General features: G+C 64.7%; 17 protein-coding genes. 13 read left to right on the top strand and 4 right to left on the bottom strand.

Annotated elements, in window-relative coordinates; all coding sequences use genetic code 11:
- The first annotated feature begins 39 nt into the window (after nt 1-39).
- The 6 genes from ABID59_RS06565 to ABID59_RS06590 all read left to right on the top strand — a co-directional run bounded on the left by ABID59_RS06565 (nt 40) and on the right by ABID59_RS06590 (nt 5,407).
- Nucleotides 40-1,782, top strand: a complete 1,743-nt coding sequence (locus ABID59_RS06565) for an ArnT family glycosyltransferase (RefSeq protein WP_354082826.1) — start codon at nt 40-42, stop codon at nt 1,780-1,782.
- A 1-nt stretch (nt 1,783) separates the two neighbouring features.
- Nucleotides 1,784-2,629, top strand: coding sequence for a phosphatase PAP2 family protein (locus tag ABID59_RS06570; protein WP_354082827.1), 846 nt, complete (start codon nt 1,784-1,786; stop codon nt 2,627-2,629).
- A 67-nt stretch (nt 2,630-2,696) separates the two neighbouring features.
- On the top strand, nt 2,697-3,431 hold the full coding sequence (locus tag ABID59_RS06575; RefSeq protein ID WP_354082828.1) for a glycosyltransferase family 2 protein: 735 nt from the start codon (nt 2,697-2,699) through the stop codon (nt 3,429-3,431).
- The gene (locus ABID59_RS06580) at nt 3,428-3,766 is read left to right on the top strand and encodes a lipid-A-disaccharide synthase N-terminal domain-containing protein (protein ID WP_148753928.1); all 339 of its coding nucleotides are present in this window, start codon (nt 3,428-3,430) and stop codon (nt 3,764-3,766) included. Before ABID59_RS06575 ends, ABID59_RS06580 begins: the two co-directional genes overlap by 4 nt.
- Nucleotides 3,767-3,937: 171 nt before the next feature.
- Complete coding sequence (locus ABID59_RS06585) at nt 3,938-4,474, top strand: TetR/AcrR family transcriptional regulator (protein ID WP_354082829.1); 537 nt, start codon at nt 3,938-3,940, stop codon at nt 4,472-4,474.
- A 69-nt stretch (nt 4,475-4,543) separates the two neighbouring features.
- Nucleotides 4,544-5,407, top strand: a complete 864-nt coding sequence (locus ABID59_RS06590; protein WP_354082830.1) for a DMT family transporter — start codon at nt 4,544-4,546, stop codon at nt 5,405-5,407.
- Here the strand turns inward: ABID59_RS06590 and ABID59_RS06595 are convergent.
- A complete protein-coding gene (locus tag ABID59_RS06595) occupies nt 5,404-7,095 on the bottom strand; it encodes a Na/Pi cotransporter family protein (protein WP_354082831.1) in 1,692 nt (563 codons plus the stop codon). The genes ABID59_RS06590 and ABID59_RS06595 overlap by 4 nt on opposite strands.
- 155 nt (nt 7,096-7,250) lie before the next feature.
- Nucleotides 7,251-8,435, bottom strand: coding sequence for a cystathionine beta-lyase (gene metC, locus ABID59_RS06600; protein WP_354082832.1), 1,185 nt, complete (start codon nt 8,433-8,435; stop codon nt 7,251-7,253).
- 386 nt (nt 8,436-8,821) lie between these two features.
- Here metC and ABID59_RS06605 point away from each other — a divergent pair, with 386 nt between their 5' ends.
- From ABID59_RS06605 to ABID59_RS06625, 5 genes are all read left to right on the top strand, one after another.
- Nucleotides 8,822-9,838, top strand: coding sequence for an amino acid ABC transporter substrate-binding protein (locus tag ABID59_RS06605; protein WP_148753932.1), 1,017 nt, complete (start codon nt 8,822-8,824; stop codon nt 9,836-9,838).
- Between the two features lie 27 nt (nt 9,839-9,865).
- Complete coding sequence (locus ABID59_RS06610) at nt 9,866-11,071, top strand: amino acid ABC transporter permease (protein ID WP_354036840.1); 1,206 nt, start codon at nt 9,866-9,868, stop codon at nt 11,069-11,071.
- Nucleotides 11,068-12,588, top strand: a complete 1,521-nt coding sequence (locus ABID59_RS06615; protein WP_354082833.1) for an amino acid ABC transporter permease — start codon at nt 11,068-11,070, stop codon at nt 12,586-12,588. The genes ABID59_RS06610 and ABID59_RS06615 overlap by 4 nt, the downstream gene beginning before the upstream one ends.
- An 11-nt stretch (nt 12,589-12,599) precedes the next feature.
- Complete coding sequence (locus ABID59_RS06620) at nt 12,600-13,340, top strand: amino acid ABC transporter ATP-binding protein (protein ID WP_354036838.1); 741 nt, start codon at nt 12,600-12,602, stop codon at nt 13,338-13,340.
- Between the two features lie 286 nt (nt 13,341-13,626).
- A complete protein-coding gene (locus tag ABID59_RS06625; RefSeq protein ID WP_354082834.1) occupies nt 13,627-14,163 on the top strand; it encodes a DUF805 domain-containing protein in 537 nt (178 codons plus the stop codon).
- A 10-nt stretch (nt 14,164-14,173) separates the two neighbouring features.
- On the opposite strand, the gene ABID59_RS06630 is transcribed toward ABID59_RS06625, so the two are convergent.
- Both ABID59_RS06630 and ABID59_RS06635 read right to left on the bottom strand, forming a co-directional pair.
- Nucleotides 14,174-15,208 (bottom strand): cysteine synthase A, encoded by a 1,035-nt coding sequence (locus ABID59_RS06630; protein WP_354082835.1) that lies wholly within the window; start codon nt 15,206-15,208, stop codon nt 14,174-14,176.
- 97 nt (nt 15,209-15,305) lie between these two features.
- Entirely contained in the window at nt 15,306-16,535 is a 1,230-nt protein-coding gene (locus ABID59_RS06635) for a class I SAM-dependent methyltransferase (protein ID WP_354082836.1), read from the bottom strand.
- A gap of 566 nt (nt 16,536-17,101) precedes the next feature.
- On the opposite strand from ABID59_RS06635, the gene ABID59_RS06640 reads away from it, so the two are divergent.
- Complete coding sequence (locus tag ABID59_RS06640; protein ID WP_502916778.1) at nt 17,102-18,577, top strand: efflux transporter outer membrane subunit; 1,476 nt, start codon at nt 17,102-17,104, stop codon at nt 18,575-18,577.
- Nucleotides 18,567-19,949: an efflux RND transporter periplasmic adaptor subunit gene (locus ABID59_RS06645; RefSeq protein WP_354082837.1), complete on the top strand. Its 1,383-nt coding sequence runs from the start codon at nt 18,567-18,569 to the stop codon at nt 19,947-19,949. Before ABID59_RS06640 ends, ABID59_RS06645 begins: the two co-directional genes overlap by 11 nt.
- Nucleotides 19,950-19,956 lie beyond the last annotated feature (7 nt).

Genomic DNA, 19,956 nt, shown 5'->3' on the forward strand with positions numbered 1-19,956 from the left:
GCGGTTGTGGCGATGGCGGTTTCAGCGTAAGCGGAACCAATGGCCGAGACCTATCCGACTCCCCGTTTTGGAGCGCCCCGAGAGCCGAAAACGCCTGTGAATCCGGGCAGCCGGCTCGTGCTGATGCTCGACCTTGTCACCGCCAGCCACGCCCGCGCTGTGGCCTTCCTCGTGCTGTGCGCGCTACTGCTCTTCCTGCCCGGCTTCTTCACGATTCCGCCGGTCGACCGCGATGAGGCGCGCTTTGCGCAGGCCACCAAGCAGATGGTCGAGAGCGGCGACTATGTCGACATCCGCTTCCAGGAGGACGTGCGCTACAAGAAGCCGGTCGGCATCTACTGGTTGCAATCCGCCGCGGTCGAAGTCGCGACGGCGCTAAAGCTGCCGAAGGCTGAACTGCGGATCTGGGTCTACCGGCTGCCGTCGTTGTTGGGGGCGATCGGCGCCGTGCTGATGACCTATTGGGCGGCGCTTGGCTTCGTGACGCGGCGCGCCGCGGTCCTTGCCGGGCTTCTGATGTGCTCCTCCGTGCTGCTCGGCGTCGAGGCGCGGCTCGCCAAGACCGACGCGATGCTGTTGTTCTGCGTGGTCGCCGCAATGGGCGCGATGGCACGCGCCTATCTGTCCTGGCAGCGCGCCGAGGACGAAACCCATCCGCCCTGGAGCTGGCCTGCGATCTTCTGGACCGCGCTCGCCGTCGGCATCCTGATCAAGGGCCCGCTGATCCTGATGTTCGCGGGCCTGACGATCGTTGCACTCGCGATCCAGGACCGCGATTCCTCCTGGCTGTGGAAGCTGCGTCCGCTCTGGGGCCTGATGTGGCTGCTGGTGCTGGTGCTGCCCTGGTTCATCGCGATCTTCTGGCGCGCGGGCGATGCCTTCTTCGCCGACTCCGTCGGCGGCGACATGCTGAGCAAGATCGGCGCGCAGGAATCCCATGGCGCGCCGCCCGGACTGTACCTGGCGCTGTTCTGGATCACCTTCTGGCCGGGCGCGCCGCTCGCGGCGATGGCGGCGCCTGCGGTGTGGCGGGCGCGGCGCGAGCCCGGCGCGCAGTTCCTGCTGGCCTGGCTGATCCCGTCCTGGATCGTGTTCGAGGCGGTGCTGACCAAGCTGCCGCATTACGTGCTGCCGCTCTATCCCGCGATTGCGATCCTCACCGCCGGCGCGCTGGAGCGGAATGTGCTGTCGCGCTCCTGGCTGGCGCGCGGCTCGGCCTGGTGGTTCGCGATCCCCGCAGGCGGCTCGATCATCGCGGTCGTCGGCGCCGTCATGCTGACGCGGCAGCCGGCCTTCGTGGCCTGGCCGTTCATCGCGGCCTCGCTGATCTTCGGCCTGTTCGCCTGGTGGCTCTTCGACAGCAACCGCGCCGAACGCTCGGTGCTCAACGCGCTGGTCGCGGCGCTGATGCTGGCGGTCGTGGTCTACGGCATCGTGCTGCCGTCGCTGACGCCGCTATTTCCGAGCATCGAGGTCGCGCGCGCGCTGCGTAACGTCACCTGTGTCGGGCCGAAGGCGGCGTCGGCCGGCTATCATGAGCCGAGCCTCGTGTTTCTGACCGGCACCCAGACGCTACTGACCGACGGATCGGGAGCCGCCGATTTCCTCAGGCAGGGAAGCTGCCGGTTTGCGCTGATCGAGCAGCGCTCGGAGCGCAGCTTCGTCCAGCGCGCCGAGGCGATCGGGCTGCGCTACAAGGTTGGGGCGCGCATCGACGGCTATAATTTCTCACAGGGACGCGCGATCTCGATCTCGATCTTCCGCTCCGAGGGCACCGAGTAGGATGCCGGCCTCAACCGATATTGCGCCGCGCGCGAGCTACCCCGCGCAATTGCTCGCGATCTTTGGCGGTGCGTTGGCTCAGCTCGTGCGCACGCCATCGCATTCGCGCCGCGCCGAGGCCGCGCGAAAGCTGGCGCGGCATTCGCTGTGGCTCAGTGCGGCGGGCGCCGCTCTGATTATCGTGCTGATGGTCGCGTTCGACGGGACCGAGATCCAGCTGATGCCGGCGCGCGGCACGCCGGCGCTCTGGCCGATCCGCATCCTCACCGATTTCGGCCAGGACGAGTATGTGCTCTCGGTGCTGGGAGTTGCGCTGGTTGTCGTGGCGCTCGTTGCGGCGGGGCTCCACGGCGCCCGCCGCGTACTGCTATTGGGCTTGGGCACGCGGCTCCAATTCTTGTTTCTGTCTGTTGCCCTGTCGGTGTTCGCCGGAGAGATCCTGAAATATCTAATCGGTCGGGGCCGGCCCTTCGTCGGCGGCAAGGCCGATCCGTTCAACTTCATCCCGTTCGAGGGAACGGGAGCCTATGCGAGCCTGCCGTCAGGCCATGCAATCACGGCGTTCGCGCTCGCCTTTGCGGTCTCAGCGCTATGGCCGCGTCTGCGCGTGTTCATGTTCACCTACGCGGTCGTGATCATCCTGACGCGGCTGGTGCTGCTGGCGCATCACCCGAGCGACGTCACGGCCGGTGCGCTGGTCGGCATGATCGGCGCCATGGCTGTCCGTTACTGGTTTGCGGCGCGCCGCCTCGCTTTTGCCATCCGGGCCGACGGCACCATCGTGCCGCTGCCGGGACCGCTTCCCGGGCGCCTCAAAAGGGTTGCCCGCGGGGCATCCGCCCCATAAAAGCGGCTGCTTCCCGGGGCTGCCGGTTCCCCCCGGAGGCAGGCCAATTCCAACCACGAGCTTCGATTTGTCGTCGTCCCAGCCTTCGGTTTCCATCGTCGTCCCCGTGCGCAACGAAGCCGACAACATTGCGCCCTTGATCGAGGAGATCACGGCCGCGCTCGATGCCCGCTGGGCCTATGAGATCATCTATGTCAACGACGGCTCGACCGATGCGACCGGCGAGCGGCTCGCGGCGATCATGGCGCAGCGGGACAATCTACGGCAGTTGCGTCATGCCAAATCGGGCGGCCAGTCGGCGGCGGTGCGCAGCGGCGTGCGCGCGGCCCGTGGCGCGATCGTGGCGACGCTCGATGGCGACGGCCAGAACAATCCCGTCTTCCTGCCGGATCTGATTGCCGCGGTCGAGAACGGCGCAAATGTCGGGCTTGCCGCGGGACAGCGCGTCGGGCGCAAAGACACCGGCTTCAAGAAATTCCAGTCGCGCGTAGCAAACGGCATCCGCAACGGCATCCTGAAGGACGGCACGCGCGACACCGGTTGCGGGCTGAAGGCATTCCGGCGCGAGGTGTTCTTGATGATGCCCTATTTCGACGGGCTGCATCGGTTTCTGCCCGCGCTGGTCCGCCGCGAAGGTTTTGACATTGCCTATGTCGACGTGATCGACCGGCCGCGCCATTCCGGAGTGTCCAATTACGGCTTCTTCGACCGGCTGTGGATCGGGATCATGGATCTCGCCGGCGTGTGGTGGCTGATCCGCCGCAAGAAGCCGGCGCCAGAAGTGACTGAGGTGAAGGCATGATCATCCAATACGGCCAGGCGCTGAACAACTATCTCTACGACGTCTTCGTCGCCAAGTTCGATTTCTGGCTCGCCTTCGGCCTGGTCGCGCAACTGTTTTTCACCGCGCGCTTCCTGGTGCAGTGGATTGCGAGCGAGCGCGCCGGCAACAGCGTGGTGCCGATGGCGTTCTGGTTCTGCTCGATGGGCGGCGGGTTGATGACGCTGGTCTACGGCGTCGTCAAGCGCGAACCCGTCATCATTCTCGGACAGGCGCTGGCAACGATCATCTATGTCCGCAACATCATGCTGATCATCAGGAACCGCGGCCGGACGTCGAAGACGCTGGACCGCTGATCCGGGACCAGGCCGCAAACCTCCCAAAAGCTGTTCGGAACCGATCCAAAACGGCGCTTGCTATTTCAAGACCGATCGGTTCATATATGGGCTATGCGCCACCAATCCCCAGTGCAGTCGCCGCGTGGGCGGCCCCGAGGTTTCGACATCGAGACCGCAGTCGAGCGTGCGATGGATGTGTTCTGGTCGCGCGGCTATCACGGCACGGCGCTGCCTGACCTGCTGCGGGCTACAAAACTCTCGCGCGGCAGCCTCTACGCCGCCTTTGGCGACAAGCATTCGCTCTTCCTGCGGGCGCTCGATCGCTACATTGCCGATGCCCTGGCGCGGATGGAGTTCGAATTCGACCCGCGCAAGGATCCGATTGACGGCCTCAAGGCCTACCTGGCCGGTTACGTCGAGCGCACCAGCGGGGGCAACGGGCGGCGCGGTTGCCTGCTGGTGGCTACCGCCATGGAGCTGGCGGGTCAGGATGCCGAAGTTGGCCGGCGCGTCGCGGGCTTCTTTAAGACGATGGAGGGCAGGGTGGCGGATGTACTTTCCGGTGCGAAGGCGGCGCGCAAGCTAGCAGACGGCGTTGAGCCTTCAAGCGCCGCCCGGATTCTCATCTGCTTCCTTTGGGGGCTACGAGTGGTCGCCAAAACGGCACCGACACGAAACACGTCGCAAGCCACCGTTGACGCTCTTCTCGACCGTTTCATTAGGTAACAACCCATGGGCGTCTCCGCTATTGGCGCGTCGATATTTGGACTGATCGGTCTTGAAAGGAAAGGTGCCATGTCTGCCATCCAGATAGTCTGCGCGGTGGCCGTTCCCTTGCTCTGGGGTTATCAGTTCGTGGCCATCAAGGTGGGGGTTACGGAGTTTCCGCCGCTCTTCTTCCTCGCGATACGCTTTCTGGCCATCGCGTTGCTGCTTGTTCCCTTTGTCAAAAGCCCCACGCGGCAACAGTTCGGCCCTATCGCAGCTATTTCGTTTTTCCTTGGTGGACTGAACTTCGGGCTCTTCTATGTTGGCCTTGGGCTCGGCTCGGGAAGCATGTCGGCCGTTGCATATCAACTCGCGCCGCCTTTCACCGTCCTGCTGGCCTGGCCGCTGCTCGCGGAGCGGCCGTCTCTAACTACGTCCGCCGGAGTGGTGCTTGCTTTCGTCGGCGTGGTCGTGTTGGTGGCGGGGCCTGGCCTGTCCGCAAACGCACTGCCGCTGCTGCTTGTGGTCGGGGCAGCCTTCGCGTTCGCGGTGTCCAACGTCTTGACGAAGCGCTACGGCCCTTTTGATCCCCTGATGTTGATGGGGTGGGCGTCGCTGCTCACGGTGCCGCAGGTCATGTTGATGTCGTTGCTCCTCGAGCATGGACAGCTGGCGAGCCTTGTCACGGCGGATGGACGTGGCTGGCTGGCGCTCGCCTACACGATCTTCATCGGCGGCATTGTCGGGTTCAGCCTGTGGTTCTGGCTGATTGGGCGTTGCTCGATGGGGCGCGTCGCACCGTTTGGCCTGCTGCTTCCGGTGTTTGCGCTGATCTCGAGCGTCCTGTTCCTGGGTGAGCGCATAACGCCCAAGCTGATCGTCGGCGGGCTGCTCGCGATCTCCGGCGTCGCCATCACGCAAGTCAAGCCGCGCGTCGCGTCGCAGCCCTAGCGCGGCAGCGCCGTGGCGCCCGAGGCGGGCAGGGCGTTCGTCTCCGCCGCCTCGGTCCGGCGATAGGGCTCGCCGGCCGCATCCAGCACGGGATAGGCGACCGAGCAGATATGCGAGTGGATGCGGCGCAGATCGCGCAGCACGTCCAGGTGCAGCGACGTGGTCTCGATGGTCTCGGGGCGGCCCTCGCGCAGGCGGTCGAGATGGCGTTCGACGGCGGCGAGCTCGGTGTTCTTCAGCGCAGTCTTTTCCACCAGCAGCTTGCGGGCCTCGTTGGCATCGCCCGACATGAAGACGCCGAAGGCGATCCGCAACGACTCCATCGTGCGCTTGTGGAACGCGGCGAGTTCGTCTGCGCCCTCAGCCGAGAACTGGAAGCGCCGCTTGATCTTCTTGGTCGCGAGCTCGCTCAAATTCTTGTCGATGATATCGCCGATATGCTCGAGGTTGATGGCGAAGGAGATGATCTCCATCGCGCGCCTTCCCTCGCTCTCGTCGAGGCTGCCGCGGGTCAGCTTGGTGACATAGAGCTTGATGGCCTCGTCGAGACTGTCGACCACATTGTCCGTCTTCGAGACCTGGTCGACCAGCGAGCGGTCGCCGGTCATCATCGCGGCCATCACCTTGCGCAGCATGACCTCGACCAGATCGCCCATGCGCAGCGTCTCGCGGGCAGCGTCCGCAAGCGCGAGCGAGGGCGTCTCCAGCGCCGTCTCGTCGAGATAGCGGGGGCGGGCCGGGTCCGTTTCCTGCACGCGATCCGGCAGAAGCTTCGTCAGCAGGCGCGACATGGTGTCGAGCAGGCCGATGAAGATGACGGCCGTGCCGACGTTGAAGGCGATGTGGAAGGCCGCAATCATCTTGGCGAGATCGGGCTGCCAGGCGTGCATGTGGCCGGCGATCGTGCCCAGGAACGGCAGGACCAGCGCAATGCCGACGATGCGATTGACGAGATTGCCGACCGGCAGGCGATAGCTCGCGGGATCGTCGCGTTTTGCGCCTTCAAACACGGGGTTGACGGCGCTGCCGAGATTGGCCCCGAGCACGAGCGCCAGCCCCGCATCGGGCGTGATGAACTGCGAATAGGCCAGCGACATGATCAGCAGCACGCTGGCGACGCTTGAATGCACGGCCCAGGTCAGAAGCGCGGCGACGATGATGCACAGAACCGGATCGCCAGTGATCGCCGACATCACGACGCGCACGCCAGGCGCGTTCTCCGCCGGCGCCAGCGTGTCGAGCAGGATGTGCAGCGACAACAGCATCAATCCAAGGCCGATCGCGATACGGCCGATATCCTTGATCCGCGAGCGCGGGCCGGAGCGGAAGGCGACGAGGCCGAGAACGAACAGTACGGGAGCTACGGCCGCGATATTGAACGACAGCGCCTGCACGATCAGCGTCGTGCCGACATTGGCCCCCAGCATGATGGCGAGCGCGGCGACGAGGCTGAGCAAACCCTCGGCGGCAAAGGAGCTGGTAAGGAGTGCGGTCGCCGTGCTGCTCTGAAGTAGCGCGGTGAGGCCCAGGCCCGCAGCGAGCGCGCTGAAGCGGTTGCCGAGTGCCTTGCCGAGCAGGCGTCGCAGGTCGGGGCCAAAGGCGCGCAGGATGCCGCTCTGGACCATATGGAGGCCCCACAGCAACAGCGCTACGCCGCCCATCAGATCGAGCAGTACCAACGTTCCCATGCTCCGTGTCCGGATTGGAGTCGAAGGGGCAGGCTAACGCCAAACGCCAGCGGATCAAACCCCTTGTTGGCGCGTCGGCGTTAACGCATTCGGTGCTTGCACGTTCCCGCGGCGTGTCTTGGCGCGTCCGCAGGCGCAATGCCTTGTGAGCAGGCTCACATTGCCGCTTCGAGGGCCGCAAAGCCGCGATCGAGATCGGCCTTGAGATCGTCGGTGCTCTCGAGCCCGATATGGAGTCGCAGCGTCGGGCCACCGGGCGCCCACGTCGTGGCGGTGCGGTAGTCGCTGCAATCGAAGGGAATCGCGAGGCTCTCGAAGCCGCCCCACGAAAAACCCATGCCGAACAGCTTGAGCGTGTTGAGCATGGTGTCGACGGCCTTCTGCGGCACGGGCTTCAGCACGATGCTGAACAGGCCGGAGGCGCCGGTGAAGTCGCGCTTCCAGATGGCGTGGCCCGGATCGGTCTCGAGGCCCGGATGCAGGACGCGCGCGACCTCGGGCCGGCTGGCCAGCCAGTGCGCCATGTCGAGACCGGAGCGGTGATGCTGCGCGAGGCGGACCGACAGCGTACGCAGGCCGCGCAGCGCCAGGAAAACGTCGTCGGGGCCGGCGCAGACGCCGAGCAGGCGGATGCCTTCCGCGATCTGCGGCCAGGTCTTGGCGTTGGCCGAGATGGTGCCGAACATGATATCGGAATGGCCGCCGATATATTTGGTGGCAGCCATCATGCTGATGTCGACGCCCTGCTCGAGTGAGCGGTGATAGAGCGGCGTGGCCCAGGTGTTATCGTCGATGACGAGCGCGTCGCGCGCATGCGCAATTTGAGCGATGGCGCGGATATCAGGCATCTCGAACGATTGCGAGCCCGGCGCCTCGACCAGCACCGCGCGGGTGTTGGGCTTGAACAGCTTCTCGATGCCGGCGCCGATCAGCGGATCGAAATAGGTGGTCTCGATGCCTAGGCGGGCGAGCATGCCGTTGCAGAAATTGCGCGTGGGACGATAGACATTGTCGCAGACCAGCAGATGGTCGCCGGTCTTCAAGACCGAGAGCAGGGTGGTCGAGATCGCCGACAGGCCCGACGGCACGATGCCGACGCCAGCGCATTGTGTCCCCTCCAACGCCATCAGCGTGTCCTGGAACGCCCGGGTCGTCGGACTGCCGTGACGACCATAGGTGAACTCGCCGCGATGGGCGTGCAGGTCCTCGGCGGTCGGATAGAGCACGGTCGAGCCGTGGAACACCGGCGGATTGACGAACCCCTTCTGCGCCTTGGTGTCGCGGCCGGAGGTGACCAGCCGGGTTTCGGCGTGCTGCTGTGCGGGGTGCGAGGAATCCATGCGTCTGCTTTCAAAAAGCGTTTCCGCCGGGCGCGGATCGCGCGGTCGGGGCGGCCTGGGGGCCACCGACGTTAATAACAGAACACAGAAGAGTCCCGTCAACCCCTTGACCCGGCTCGCCAGTCGTTCTGTGATGCGCGGGTGCTATTCAGTCGCCGCATGTTGAGGGGCCTGCCGCGACCTTCGATCCATCGTCTGACCGGACCTTGCGCCACGGCCTCAAGTGCGGGCGCCTGCGACGAGGATTAAGGTATGGCCTCCCGGGATGGGCGAGTGTTCGGCAAGGTTTTCCAGCATGACTCTTGCAAGGCTACCCTTTTTGTAGGGAAAGTCTTGGCAGAGACACCGTTCCCGACCTTGAGATGACTTTGAAAGGCTTGAAGCCCATGAAACGCGTGACCCTGGCTTTCTCTCTTGCTCTCGCCGTCGGCCTCTCTGCCCAGGCCGCCGACGCACAAACGCTCAAGACCATCAAGGACCGGGGCACGCTGTCCTGCGGCGTCAGCCAGGGCCTGCCGGGCTTCTCCTCGCCCGATGACAAGGGCAACTGGACCGGGCTCGACGTCGACGTCTGCCGCGCCATCGCGGCCGCGATCTTCAACGATCCGACTAAAATCACATTCGTGCCGACCTCCGCCAAGGACCGCTTTACCGCGCTGCAGTCCGGCCAGATCGACGTGCTCTCGCGCAACACCACCTGGACCATCTCCCGCGATACCTCGCTCGGCGCCAACTTCACCGGCGTGACCTACTATGACGGGCAGGGCTTCATGGTGAAGAAGTCGCTCAAGGTGAATTCGGCGCTGGAGCTGAACAGCGCCTCGGTCTGCGTGCAGACCGGCACCACCACCGAGCAGAACCTCGCCGATTATTTCAAGGCCAACAACATGAAGTACGAGGTGATCGCGTTCGGCACCAACGACGAGACCGTCAAGGCCTATGAGGCCGGGCGCTGCGACGTCTTCACCACCGACCAGTCCGGCCTCTACTCCAACCGTCTGAAGCTCGCCAATCCCAACGACCACATGGTTCTCCCCGAGATCATCTCGAAGGAGCCGCTCGGACCGATGGTGCGCCACGGTGACGACCAGTGGTTCGACATCGTGAAATGGACGCTGTTCGCCATGATCACCGCCGAGGAGCTCGGCGTGACCTCGAAGAACGTCGACGAGAAAGCCAAGATGGAGAATCCGGAGCTGAAACGCGTGCTCGGCACCGACGGCAATTTCGGCGAACAGCTCGGCCTGACCAAGGATTGGGTGATCCGGATCGTGAAGGCCGTCGGCAATTACGGCGAGGTGTTCGATCGCAACGTCGGCGCGGGCTCGCCGCTCGCGATCAACCGCGGTCTCAACAATCTCTGGAACAAGGGTGGTCTTCAGTACGCGCCGCCGATCCGCTGATCCAGCCCGATCAGCCGGCACATGGCAATGAGCACCGAAGCTCGTAAACCGCCGCTCCAGATCGCGCTGAAGATCAGGCGGCTTCTGGGTGGCAAGGCAGGCTGGAACGGCGTCGCCGTCCAGTTTGCCTTCGCGGCGGTGCTGGGCTGGATCGCCTACGAGATCATCTCGAATGCCCGCGCCAATCTCGAAAACCAGCACATTGCCGCCGGCTTCGGCTTCCTCGCGAACAACGCCGGCTTCGACGTCAACCAGACCCTGATTTCCTATACCGGCTCTGACACGTTCCTGCGGGTGTTCGTGGTCGGGCTGTTGAACACGCTCGTGGTCTCTGCGGTGGGCATCGTGTTCGCTACAGTGATCGGCTTCATCGTCGCGTTGTGCCGGCTGTCGCCGAACTGGCTGGTGTCGCGTATCGGCGAGATCTATGTCGAGCTCATCCGCAACCAGCCGCTCCTGTTCCAGATCCTGTTCTGGTACCTGGCGGTGCTCGCGGCGCTGCCCAATCCGCGACAGAGCATCTCGCTGCTCGGCATCGCCTTTATCAGCAATCGCGGTCTCGTCATTCCACAGCCGATCGGCCAGGCCGGTCTGGAGCCGTTCCTGGCGGCGCTGGCATTCGGCGTCGTCGCCGCGCTGGGCTTGCGCATCCATGCGCGGCGGGCATTGTTCTTGCGCGGACAGATGATCCACATCTGGCCTTATGTGCTGGGCCTCGTCATCGGGCTGCCGCTTGTCACCATGCTGGTGTTTGGTCTGCCCATCACCGTCCAGCTGCCGCAGCTCAAGGGGTTCAATTTCGCCGGCGGCGCGCGCGTCATTCCGGAATTCGTGGCGCTGGCGCTGGCGCTGTCGACCTATACCGCGGCCTTTATTGCGGAGATCGTGCGCGCCGGCATCCAGTCAGTCCACAAGGGGCAGATGGAGGCGGGATCCTCGCTGGGCCTGAGTCGCGGCACCACGCTGCGGTTGATCGTGGTGCCGCAGGCGATGCGCGTGATCGTGCCGCCCCTGACCAACCAGTATCTCAACCTTACCAAGAATTCCTCGCTCGCGGTCGCGATCGGCTATCCCGACCTCGTGTCGGTATGGGCCGGCACGTCGCTGAGCCAGACCGGGCAGGCAATCGAGATCATCACGATGACGATGGGCGTCTACCTCCTGATCTCGCTCGTCACCAGCGGCGTGATGAGCATCTACGGCTGGCGCCTGAACCGGAGCCTCGGCGCATGACCGACATCATGGCGTCATCCTTCGTCCGTCGGGACCTCGTCGCCGAGCGTCCCGCGCCGGTCAAGACCACCGGCTTTGTCGGCCTGCTGCGCACCCGCCTGTTCAATTCGCCGACCAATATCCTGCTCACGATCGTCAGCGCCTTGCTGCTCTGGTTCACCATCATTCCGTCCATCAGGTTCCTGATCGTCGATGCGGTCTGGAGCGGCAACGACCGCGGCGCCTGCCTCGCCGAGAACGCCGGATTTACCGTCGGCGCCTGCTGGCCCTACATTCAGGCCAAGCTGCCGCAGTTGATCTATGGTTTCTATCCCGAGGCCGAGCGCTGGCGCGTCAATCTCGCGCTGATCCTGGCGGCTGCACTGCTCCTGCCGCTGCTGATTCCACGCCTGCCTGCCAAGGGCCTCAACGCCAGCCTGTTCTTCTTCGCCTTTCCGGTCGTCGCGTTCTTCCTCCTGCATGGCGGCGGCATCAGCGGCTTCGGCTTGAGCTGGACCGCCGGCCTGCTGGAACTGTTCGACGACAGCATCGTTAGCGCCGGGCACGTGCTGCTCGGCCTGAGCAAGACATCGGCCATCGCGCCGCTGCTGTGGGTTGTCGGCAATCTCATCGTGCTGGTCGGCATTGCGATCCGTTGGCTGATCTACCCGCTGACCTGGCTGCGCGACCAGCTCCAGGGGACGGGCCAGTCGGTCTGGGTCGATTTTGCCATCACGACGGCGTTCGTCTCGCTGATCGCCTTTGTCCTCGGCGGCGGCATTCGCACGGGGTGGCGCGCGCTCGCGTCGAGCATCGCCACCTTCGTCGCCATCGCGATGGTTATTATGCTGATGGGGCTCGACCACGGCGGCTTGCCGATCGTCGCGACTAATCTCTGGGGCGGGCTGCTGGTGACACTGGTGGTCTCCGTGACAGGCATCGTCACCTCTCTGCCGATCGGCATTGCGCTGGCGCTCGGCCGGCGCGCCTCAATCCCCCTGATCCGGATCTTCTCGATCGCCTTCATCGAGTTCTGGCGCGGCGTGCCGCTGATTACCGTGCTGTTCTTCGCCACCTACATGCTGCCGTTGTTCCTGCCGGGCAATTTCACTGTCGACGGCCTGGTGCGCGCGCTGATCGGCATCGCGCTGTTCACCGGCGCCTACCAGGCCGAGAACGTCCGTGGCGGCCTCGCCGCGATCCCGCGCGGGCAGAACGAGGCGGCGGCGGCGCTGGGGCTGTCCTGGTGGAAGACGACCTCGCTGATCGTGCTGCCGCAGGCGCTCCGCCACGTCATTCCGAACCTCGTCAACAGCTTCATCTCGCTGTTCAAGGACACCTCGCTGGTCTCGATCGTGGCGCTGTTTGACTTGCTGGGCTCGCTCCGGGCTTCGTTCTCGGATCCGAAATGGTCGACGCCGTCGACCGCGTTCACCGGCTTTGCCTTCGCCGGTATCATCTACTTCATCTTCTGCTTTGGAATGTCGCGCTACTCGCTCTTCGTCGAGCGCCGCCTCAACATCCACCGCCGCAACTGATCGAGGTCATCATGTCCGCTGATCCCATCGTCAACATTTCCGGCCTCAACAAATGGTACGGCGAGTTTCATGTGCTGCGCGACATCGACCTCGAGGTCAACAAGGGCGAGCGCATCGTGATCTGCGGGCCCTCGGGCTCGGGCAAATCGACGCTGATCCGCTGCATCAATGCGCTCGAGGAATTCCAGGAGGGCAAGATCGTCGTCGACGGCATCGAGCTCGGGCCGAACCTCAAGCATGTCGACGCGGTGCGCCGCGAAGTCGGCATGGTGTTCCAGAGCTTTAATCTGTTTCCGCATCTGACGGTGCTGGACAATTGCACGCTGGCGCCGATCTGGGTGCGCAACATCCCAAAGAAGGACGCCGAGGAAACCGCGATGAAATTCCTGGAGCGGGTCAAGATCCCGCACCAGGCCAGCAAGTTCCCCGGCCAGATGTCAGGTGGCCAGCAGCAGCGCGTCGCGATCGCGCGCGCCCTGACCATGAACCCGAAGGTGATGCTGTTCGACGAGCCGACCTCGGCGCTCGATCCCGAAATGGTCAAGGAGGTCCTCGACACCATGGTCGACCTGGCGAAGGAGGGCATGACCATGCTGGTCGTGACCCACGAAATGGGCTTTGCCCGTGAGGTCGCCAACCGCGTAGTGTTCATGGACGCCGGCCAGATCATCGAGGCCAACACGCCGAACGAATTCTTCGCCACCCCGCAGCATGCCCGCACAAAACTGTTCCTGAGCCAGATCCTGCGCTGATTCCCGCGACATCCCGGAGGGGCCGCCGATCGGCCGGCAAGGTTTGATCTCGTAGGGTGGGCAAAGGCGCTCTTGCGCCGTGCCCACCATCTCTCCGCGATCGCCAGCGGAATGGTGGGCACGCTGCGCTTTGCCCACCCTACCGCACCGCCGCACGACCGCGCCGAAGCGTAAACTTTTACGCAATTTCATCGCCAGCTAAAAACCATAACACCTTTCGACACCCCGGCGCTTCACGCGTTCGAAAGCTCTTTCTGCGCATAAGGCGCCAAAAGGGGTGTGTCACATGCTCGGCTTCGTGTTCGGCCTCAATGCCCGCCTTGGGCGCCTGCATTTCTTTCTGGCCACGGTCGTGCTGGCGATCGTGATGACCGCGATCTGTTTTGCGATCGCAATGGCCGCGTTGCGCACGACATCACCGAGCATGGTCCATCCCGAAGATCTCACCCGAAACTGGGCCATCATTGCGGCGGTGGTGTTCTTCGGCGTTGTGACCTTCACGCTGCAATCGATGCGCATCCGCGACATCGGCTGGGATCCGGTCTGCGTGATCCCGGCCTGGATCGCGCTCATGATCGTGGATCATGTGGCGGCAGGCCGGTTTTCGGCCTGGGCGATCGGCCAGGAGCATCAGGGCACGATGCTCGGCGGGCTGGTCAATCTCGCTCTGCTGCTGGCGCTCACCTTCTGGCCGGGCGCCGACAACGAGGGCTCTTACACCAACCCCTTCGAGCCGCCCGCGCGCGCAGCCGGCAAGCCGTCGACATCGGACCAGCGCCTTGCGCGCGTGTCGCAAGGCACGGCGCGCCCAACTTGGAGCTGAGAGCCTGGAGCTAGACGAACGGCAGCTTGACGTTGCTGCGCTTCTCCAGCCATTCCGGCACCGGCAGGTTCTTGGCGCGCATGAAGTCGGCGTTGAACAGCTTTGACTGATAGCGGCTGCCGGAATCGCAGAGAATGGTGACGATGGTCTTGCCGGGTCCGAGCTGCTTGGCGAGCCTCATCGCGCCGACGATGTTGATGCCGGTGGACCCGCCGAGGCAGAGGCCTTCGTGCTGGAGCAGCTCGTAGATCACCGTGACCGCTTCGGCATCGGGAATGAGATAGGCGTCATCGACCTTGGCGCTCTCGACGATCGCGGTTTTCCGGCCGAGCCCGATGCCTTCCGTGATGGAGTCGCCTGGCGTTGCCTTGGCTTCGCCGGTCCTGAAGTATTCAAACATGCCGGCGCCGTGCGGATCGGCGCAGGCGATCCGGATGTCCTTGTTCTTCTCTTTCAGGTAGCGGCTGACGCCGGCGAGCGTGCCGCCGCTGCCGACCGAGCAGACGAAGCCGTCAACCTTGCCGCTGGTCTGCTCCCAGATCTCGGGGCCGGTCGAGTCGTAATGCGCTTTGGCGTTGTCGAGGTTGTTCCACTGGTCGGCGAACAACACGCCGTTCGGCTCGGTCTTGCGCAGCTCGTCGGCAAGGCGGCGGCCGACATGCTGGTAGTTGTTCGGATTGGAATAGGGCAGTGCCGGCGATTCCAAGAGCTCGGCGCCGCACAGCTTCAGAAAATCCTTCTTCTCCTGGCTCTGCGTCTCCGGGATCACGATCAGCGTGCGATAGCCGCGCGCGCTCGCGACCACCGCGAGCCCGATGCCGGTGTTGCCGGCGGTCGCTTCCACCACGAGGCCGCCCGGCTTCAGCTCGCCGCGCTTCTCCGCTTCCTGGATCATCCATTTGCCGGCGCGGTCCTTGACGGACTGGCCGGGGTTCATGAACTCGGCCTTGCCGAGAATGGTGCAGCCGGTCAGCTCGGAGACGCGCTCGAGCTTGATGAGTGGGGTGTTGCCGATGGCTTCGACAACGTCGTTTTTGATGGTCATGTCAGGCAATTACCGGCTGGATGCGTGAAGTCATCGAGACCCTAAAGTAGGGCTGCCGGCCTTACAAGCGAGCCTTGCAAGGCGGGCCGGCAAACTCTTATTGCTGCTTTGCGAAGATGACCTGCCGGACGTCGATATTGCCGGACAGGAATCCGGCCTCGCAATAGGCGAGGTAGTACTCCCACAGCCGCCGGAACCGGTCGTCAAAGCCGAGCGGCACCAAGCCCGGCCAGGCCGCGCGAAAATTATTTCGCCAGGTGGCAAGCGTCTTGGCATAATCTTGCCCGAAGATGCGCTCGCCGATGACAGGGACGTTGAATCGGTCGCCGAGCGACTTCAGCACCGCGGGCGAGGGCAGCATGCCGCCGGGAAAGACGTAGCGCTGGATGAAGTCGACCTCGCGCCGGTAGCCCTGGAAGAGCCGGTCCTGGATCGTGATGGCCTGGATGCCGGCAAGCCCGCCCGGCAGCAGCCGGTCGCGCAGCTGGGCGAAATAGCGCGGCCAGAACCGCTCGCCGACAGCCTCGATCATCTCGATCGATGCGATCCGGTCGTAGCGATCCCGCTCGTCGCGATAATCCTGCAGTCGGATATCGACCTTCTCGGCGAGGCCCGCCTCGTGGATGCGCTTGCGCGCGAAGTCGCGCTGCTCGGTCGAGATGGTGAGGCCAACGACGCGTGCACCAAAAGTCTTGGCGGCGAATTCGGCGAAGCCGCCCCAGCCGCAGCCGATCTCGAGCAGCTTCTGGCCCGGCTTCAGGTCGAGCGCCTCGGCGAGACGGCGATATTTGTTGGTCTGCGCGGCCGCGAGGTTTGTGCTCGAGCCCTCGAACAGCGCCGACGAATAGGTCATGCTCGGATCGAGCCACGCCGAATAGAACGCATTGCCGATGTCGTAATGGGCGTGGATGTTGCGCCGGGCCTGGCGACGGGTGTTGCGGTTGAACCAGTGCTGCACCGTCTGCACGAACCGCATCAGCGGCTTGTCGCGCAGCATGGCCTGGATCAGATCGTGGTTGACGCAGAACAGGTAGAGAAATTGCGTCAGGTCCGGCGTATCCCAATCACCGCCGAGATAGGCTTCCGCGATGCCGATATCGCCGCCATTGATCAGGCGCGCGGCAAAGCTGTAATTGTGCAGGCGCATCGCGGCCTTCGGTCCCGGCTCCTGTCCGCCCATCCGGATCAAGCGCCCGTCGGGCAGGGTGACGTCAAGCGTTCCGCGCCTGAGCCGGGAGCCGAAGGCAACCGCAAGTCGGACGATGCGTGGCAGATCGGCGAGCGTTGTCTCCACAGTCTCGGGCGTCACCGAGATGGCATTCGACATCGGAAAATCCATCAATTGAACGGATATTGTCCGACAGCAAGCCGGCCGCGCCCAACTCACCATGTCGCCAGACCCGAGCGCGCCCTGCATGCGGTCAGCGACTGGTAATATAGCTGTGCGATTTGCCAGCCGCCAAGATGGTTTCGCCGCGGACGACCGCGATGCGCATGTCTGAAAGTGTCCTGCCTTGTGTGAAACAAGCTACGGTCCGTTGCGGCGCAGGTTTCAGTGGAGCAAAGGCCGCCTTTGCTGGTCTCGCGGCCAGTGTGGCCGCAATATCACATGAAATCTTGGTAAGCTTGAACGCGCTTCGGAATGACGCGACAAATCAAAAAGCCGCTGCGAGACAGTGGTTTTTTGTATTTTCGTCGTCCAGACGCCGGGGGCGATCAGGTGTGCTTTTCGCAGGTGCGGGACTGTCCCGCAGTTCCGCGCCCGGCTAGGATGAATCTCAGGTCCCGCAGAAAGCATCACGCCGTGAACGAGTTACAGAAAGGCCTCCGGCCGTCCGTCCGCGAATCGGCTAATCCGGCCGCGCGGTGGCGGTGTGATCTGCCCGGCAGGGGGTGGATGTGACACAGCGGGTTCCGGCCGTCGCCAAGGGGCACTTCCTCGAGCTTGCGTCCCGAACGCTGCGTACGTTCGCCGTGGTCTGCCTGGCGTCGAGCTCGGGCGCCTGTGTGCTGACCCAGGACCTTCCAGATCCCGCGCTCGATGTCCCCACGCAATACAAGTACGCCGGGAAGGCGGACGCGCCGCCGACGCTGGATTGGTGGCGCGGCTTCCGCTCGACTGAACTGACGCAGTTGATGGAGGAGGCGCAGACCGTCAACCTCGACATCGCCGCCGCGGTCTCGCGGATTGTCGAAGCTGACGCCCAGGCGCGCCAGGCGGGCGCAGCGCTGTTGCCGAGCCTGTCGGGAGGCGGTTCGGAGACCTATTCGCGCACATCCGGCTCGAGCGCATCGGGCCTGACCAATGGCGGCCGTGAGGTTGTCAACTACTCCGCGTCGCTGAGCGCCAGCTACCAGCTCGATTTCTGGGGCCAGAACCGCGACGCGCTGCAGACGGCGGAGGAGACCGCCAATGCCAGCCGGTTCGACCGCGACACCGTCGCGCTGACGACGCTCGCAGCCGTCGCCAATGCCTATTTCCAGGTGCTGTCCTCGCAGGACCGCCTGCGCACCGCCCAGCGCAATATTGCGAGCGCGCAGCGCATCCTCGATGCCATCCGCGAGCGCCGCAAGGCCGGCACCGGCACCGATCTCGACGTCGCCCAGCAGGAAAGCGTGCTGGCCAACCAGAAGGCGCTGGTGCCGCCGCTGCGCCAGACCCTCGACCAGAACACCAATGCGTTGGCGGTGCTGGTGTCGCGGCCACCGGAGAGCGTGCGCGTCGCGGGCGGCTCGCTGGACCGGATCGCGATCCCGCGCGTCACCCCGGGGCTGCCGTCGGAGCTGCTGACGCAGCGGCCCGACATCCGCCGGCAGGAAGCGCAGCTCGCCTCGGCGACCGCCAATATCGGCAACGCCCGCGCGCAGTTCTTCCCGACTATCCAGCTCACCGGCAACGGCGGTTATCAGAGCTCGGCACTGGTGTCGCTATTCCAGCCGCACGCGGCGTTCTTCCAGCTGGTCGGCAGCGCAACCCAGCCGATCTTCGACGGCGGCAAGATCCTCGGCAATTTCGAGTACGCCAAGGCGCGGCAGGAGGAGTTGCTCCAGACCTACCGCAAGACCATCGTCCAGGCCTTCACCGACGTCGACAACGCGCTGTTCTCGATCAAGCAGACCACGATCAAGCTGCAATTGCAGCGCGATGTCGTCAACGCCTCGCAGCGTGCCTTCGACCTCGCCGAGCAGCAATTGCGTGCCGGCACCGCCGATATCGTGACCGTGCTCAACACCCAGCTGACGCTATTCCAGGCCGAAGACACGCTGGCGCAGGCGCAGCTCGCACGCCTTCTTGCCATTGTCAGCCTGTATCAGGCGCTCGGCGGCGGCTGGGAGCCGCGAATGGAGAAACCGGTCAATGCTCTTTAAGCCGGATACGAAGGACAACGCGAAAGCGGGGACGGCGAAAAAGTCGCGCGGCCGCGGCTTCGTCATGACCCTGATCACGCTCGCGATCCTCGGCGGCCTCGGCTATCTCGGCTGGACCGTGATGCACCAGCAGCCGCAGCAGGCGGGGAACGGTCGCAACCAGCAGCGGCCCGATCTGCCGGTGCCGGTGCTGGCGGCGACGCCCAAGGTCCAGGACGTGCCGGTCTATCTCGACGGCGTCGGCGCGATCCGCGCGCTCAACACGGTCACCGTGCGCTCGCAGGTCGACGGCAAGCTGATCGCGGTGAAGTTCACGGAAGGCCAGGACGTCAAGAAGGGCGACGTGCTCGGCGAGATCGACCCGGCGCTCTACCAGGCGACCTATGACCAGGCCGTCGCCAAGAAAGCCCAGGACGAAGCCCAGCTCGCCAATCAGCGCATCGATCTGACGCGCTACGAGCAGCTCGCGGCGTCCAATGCCGGCTCGAAGCAGCAGGCCGACACCCAGCGCGCCGCGGTCGCGCAGACCGAGGCGCTGGTCAAGGCCGACCAGGCGTCGATCGACAATGCGGCGGCGACGCTGAGCTACACCAAGATCGTGGCGCCGCTGTCAGGCCGTGCCGGCCTGCGCCAGGTCGACCAGGGCAACATCATCCACGCCGCCGACACCACCGGCCTCGTCGTCATCACGCAATTGCAGCCGATCGCGGTGTGGTTCAGCCTGCCGCAGCAGCAGATCATGCGCGTCAATGCGGCCGCCGCCAAAGGCGCGCTCGCGGTCGACGTGTTCGGCAATGACGGCGTCACCGTGATCGACACCGGCAAGCTCACCGGCATCGACAACCAGGTCGACCAGACCACCGGCACGCTGAAGCTCAAGGCCGAATTCCCCAACGCCAACTACCAGCTTTGGCCCGGCCAGTTCGTCAACGTCCGCCTCAAGGTCGAAACCCTGTCGCAGGCGCTGGTGGTGCCGACATCGGCGGTACAGCGCGGACCGATCGGCACGTTCAGCTATGTCATTGGCGAGGGCGACATCGTCTCGGCCAAGCCCGTGACGGTGACGCAGCAGAACGAGCATGATGCGGTCATTGCCAGCGGCCTCACCGCGAACGACAAGGTCGTCACCACGGGCTTCGCCAATCTGTCTGACGGCTCCAAGGTCATCATTGGCCGCGACGAGCAGACGCCGTCGGCCGATCTCGCCCCGCGCAAGCGCACGCGCGCGCCGGACGGCCAGAAGGACGGACAGGGCAAGGACGGCGAGCACCGCGCCAAGCGGAGCAGCAGTGAGGGCGACCAGAAGGGCCAGACGGGCCCGGCGCCGGGGCCGGGGGCTCAACCATCGGGACCTGGAGCCAAGCAGCCATGATCCCGGC

Source organism: Bradyrhizobium sp. S3.3.6 (assembly GCF_040546905.1).
GTDB lineage: Bacteria > Pseudomonadota > Alphaproteobacteria > Rhizobiales > Xanthobacteraceae > Bradyrhizobium > Bradyrhizobium cytisi.

What these genes read in the sequence shown, in the direction of transcription:
- ABID59_RS06565 (WP_354082826.1), top strand. Translation starts at nt 40, where the DNA reads ATGGCCGAGACCTATCCGACTCCCCGTTTTGGAGCGCCCCGAGAGCCG.
- ABID59_RS06570 (WP_354082827.1), top strand. Translation starts at nt 1,784, where the DNA reads ATGCCGGCCTCAACCGATATTGCGCCGCGCGCGAGCTACCCCGCGCAA.
- ABID59_RS06580 (WP_148753928.1), top strand. Translation starts at nt 3,428, where the DNA reads ATGATCATCCAATACGGCCAGGCGCTGAACAACTATCTCTACGACGTC.
- ABID59_RS06585 (WP_354082829.1), top strand. Translation starts at nt 3,938, where the DNA reads ATGGATGTGTTCTGGTCGCGCGGCTATCACGGCACGGCGCTGCCTGAC.
- ABID59_RS06590 (WP_354082830.1), top strand. Translation starts at nt 4,544, where the DNA reads ATGTCTGCCATCCAGATAGTCTGCGCGGTGGCCGTTCCCTTGCTCTGG.
- ABID59_RS06595 (WP_354082831.1), bottom strand. Translation starts at nt 7,095, where the DNA reads ATGGGAACGTTGGTACTGCTCGATCTGATGGGCGGCGTAGCGCTGTTG.
- metC (WP_354082832.1), bottom strand. Translation starts at nt 8,435, where the DNA reads ATGGATTCCTCGCACCCCGCACAGCAGCACGCCGAAACCCGGCTGGTC.
- ABID59_RS06605 (WP_148753932.1), top strand. Translation starts at nt 8,822, where the DNA reads ATGAAACGCGTGACCCTGGCTTTCTCTCTTGCTCTCGCCGTCGGCCTC.
- ABID59_RS06610 (WP_354036840.1), top strand. Translation starts at nt 9,866, where the DNA reads ATGAGCACCGAAGCTCGTAAACCGCCGCTCCAGATCGCGCTGAAGATC.
- ABID59_RS06615 (WP_354082833.1), top strand. Translation starts at nt 11,068, where the DNA reads ATGACCGACATCATGGCGTCATCCTTCGTCCGTCGGGACCTCGTCGCC.
- ABID59_RS06620 (WP_354036838.1), top strand. Translation starts at nt 12,600, where the DNA reads ATGTCCGCTGATCCCATCGTCAACATTTCCGGCCTCAACAAATGGTAC.
- ABID59_RS06625 (WP_354082834.1), top strand. Translation starts at nt 13,627, where the DNA reads ATGCTCGGCTTCGTGTTCGGCCTCAATGCCCGCCTTGGGCGCCTGCAT.
- ABID59_RS06630 (WP_354082835.1), bottom strand. Translation starts at nt 15,208, where the DNA reads ATGACCATCAAAAACGACGTTGTCGAAGCCATCGGCAACACCCCACTC.
- ABID59_RS06635 (WP_354082836.1), bottom strand. Translation starts at nt 16,535, where the DNA reads ATGTCGAATGCCATCTCGGTGACGCCCGAGACTGTGGAGACAACGCTC.
- ABID59_RS06645 (WP_354082837.1), top strand. Translation starts at nt 18,567, where the DNA reads ATGCTCTTTAAGCCGGATACGAAGGACAACGCGAAAGCGGGGACGGCG.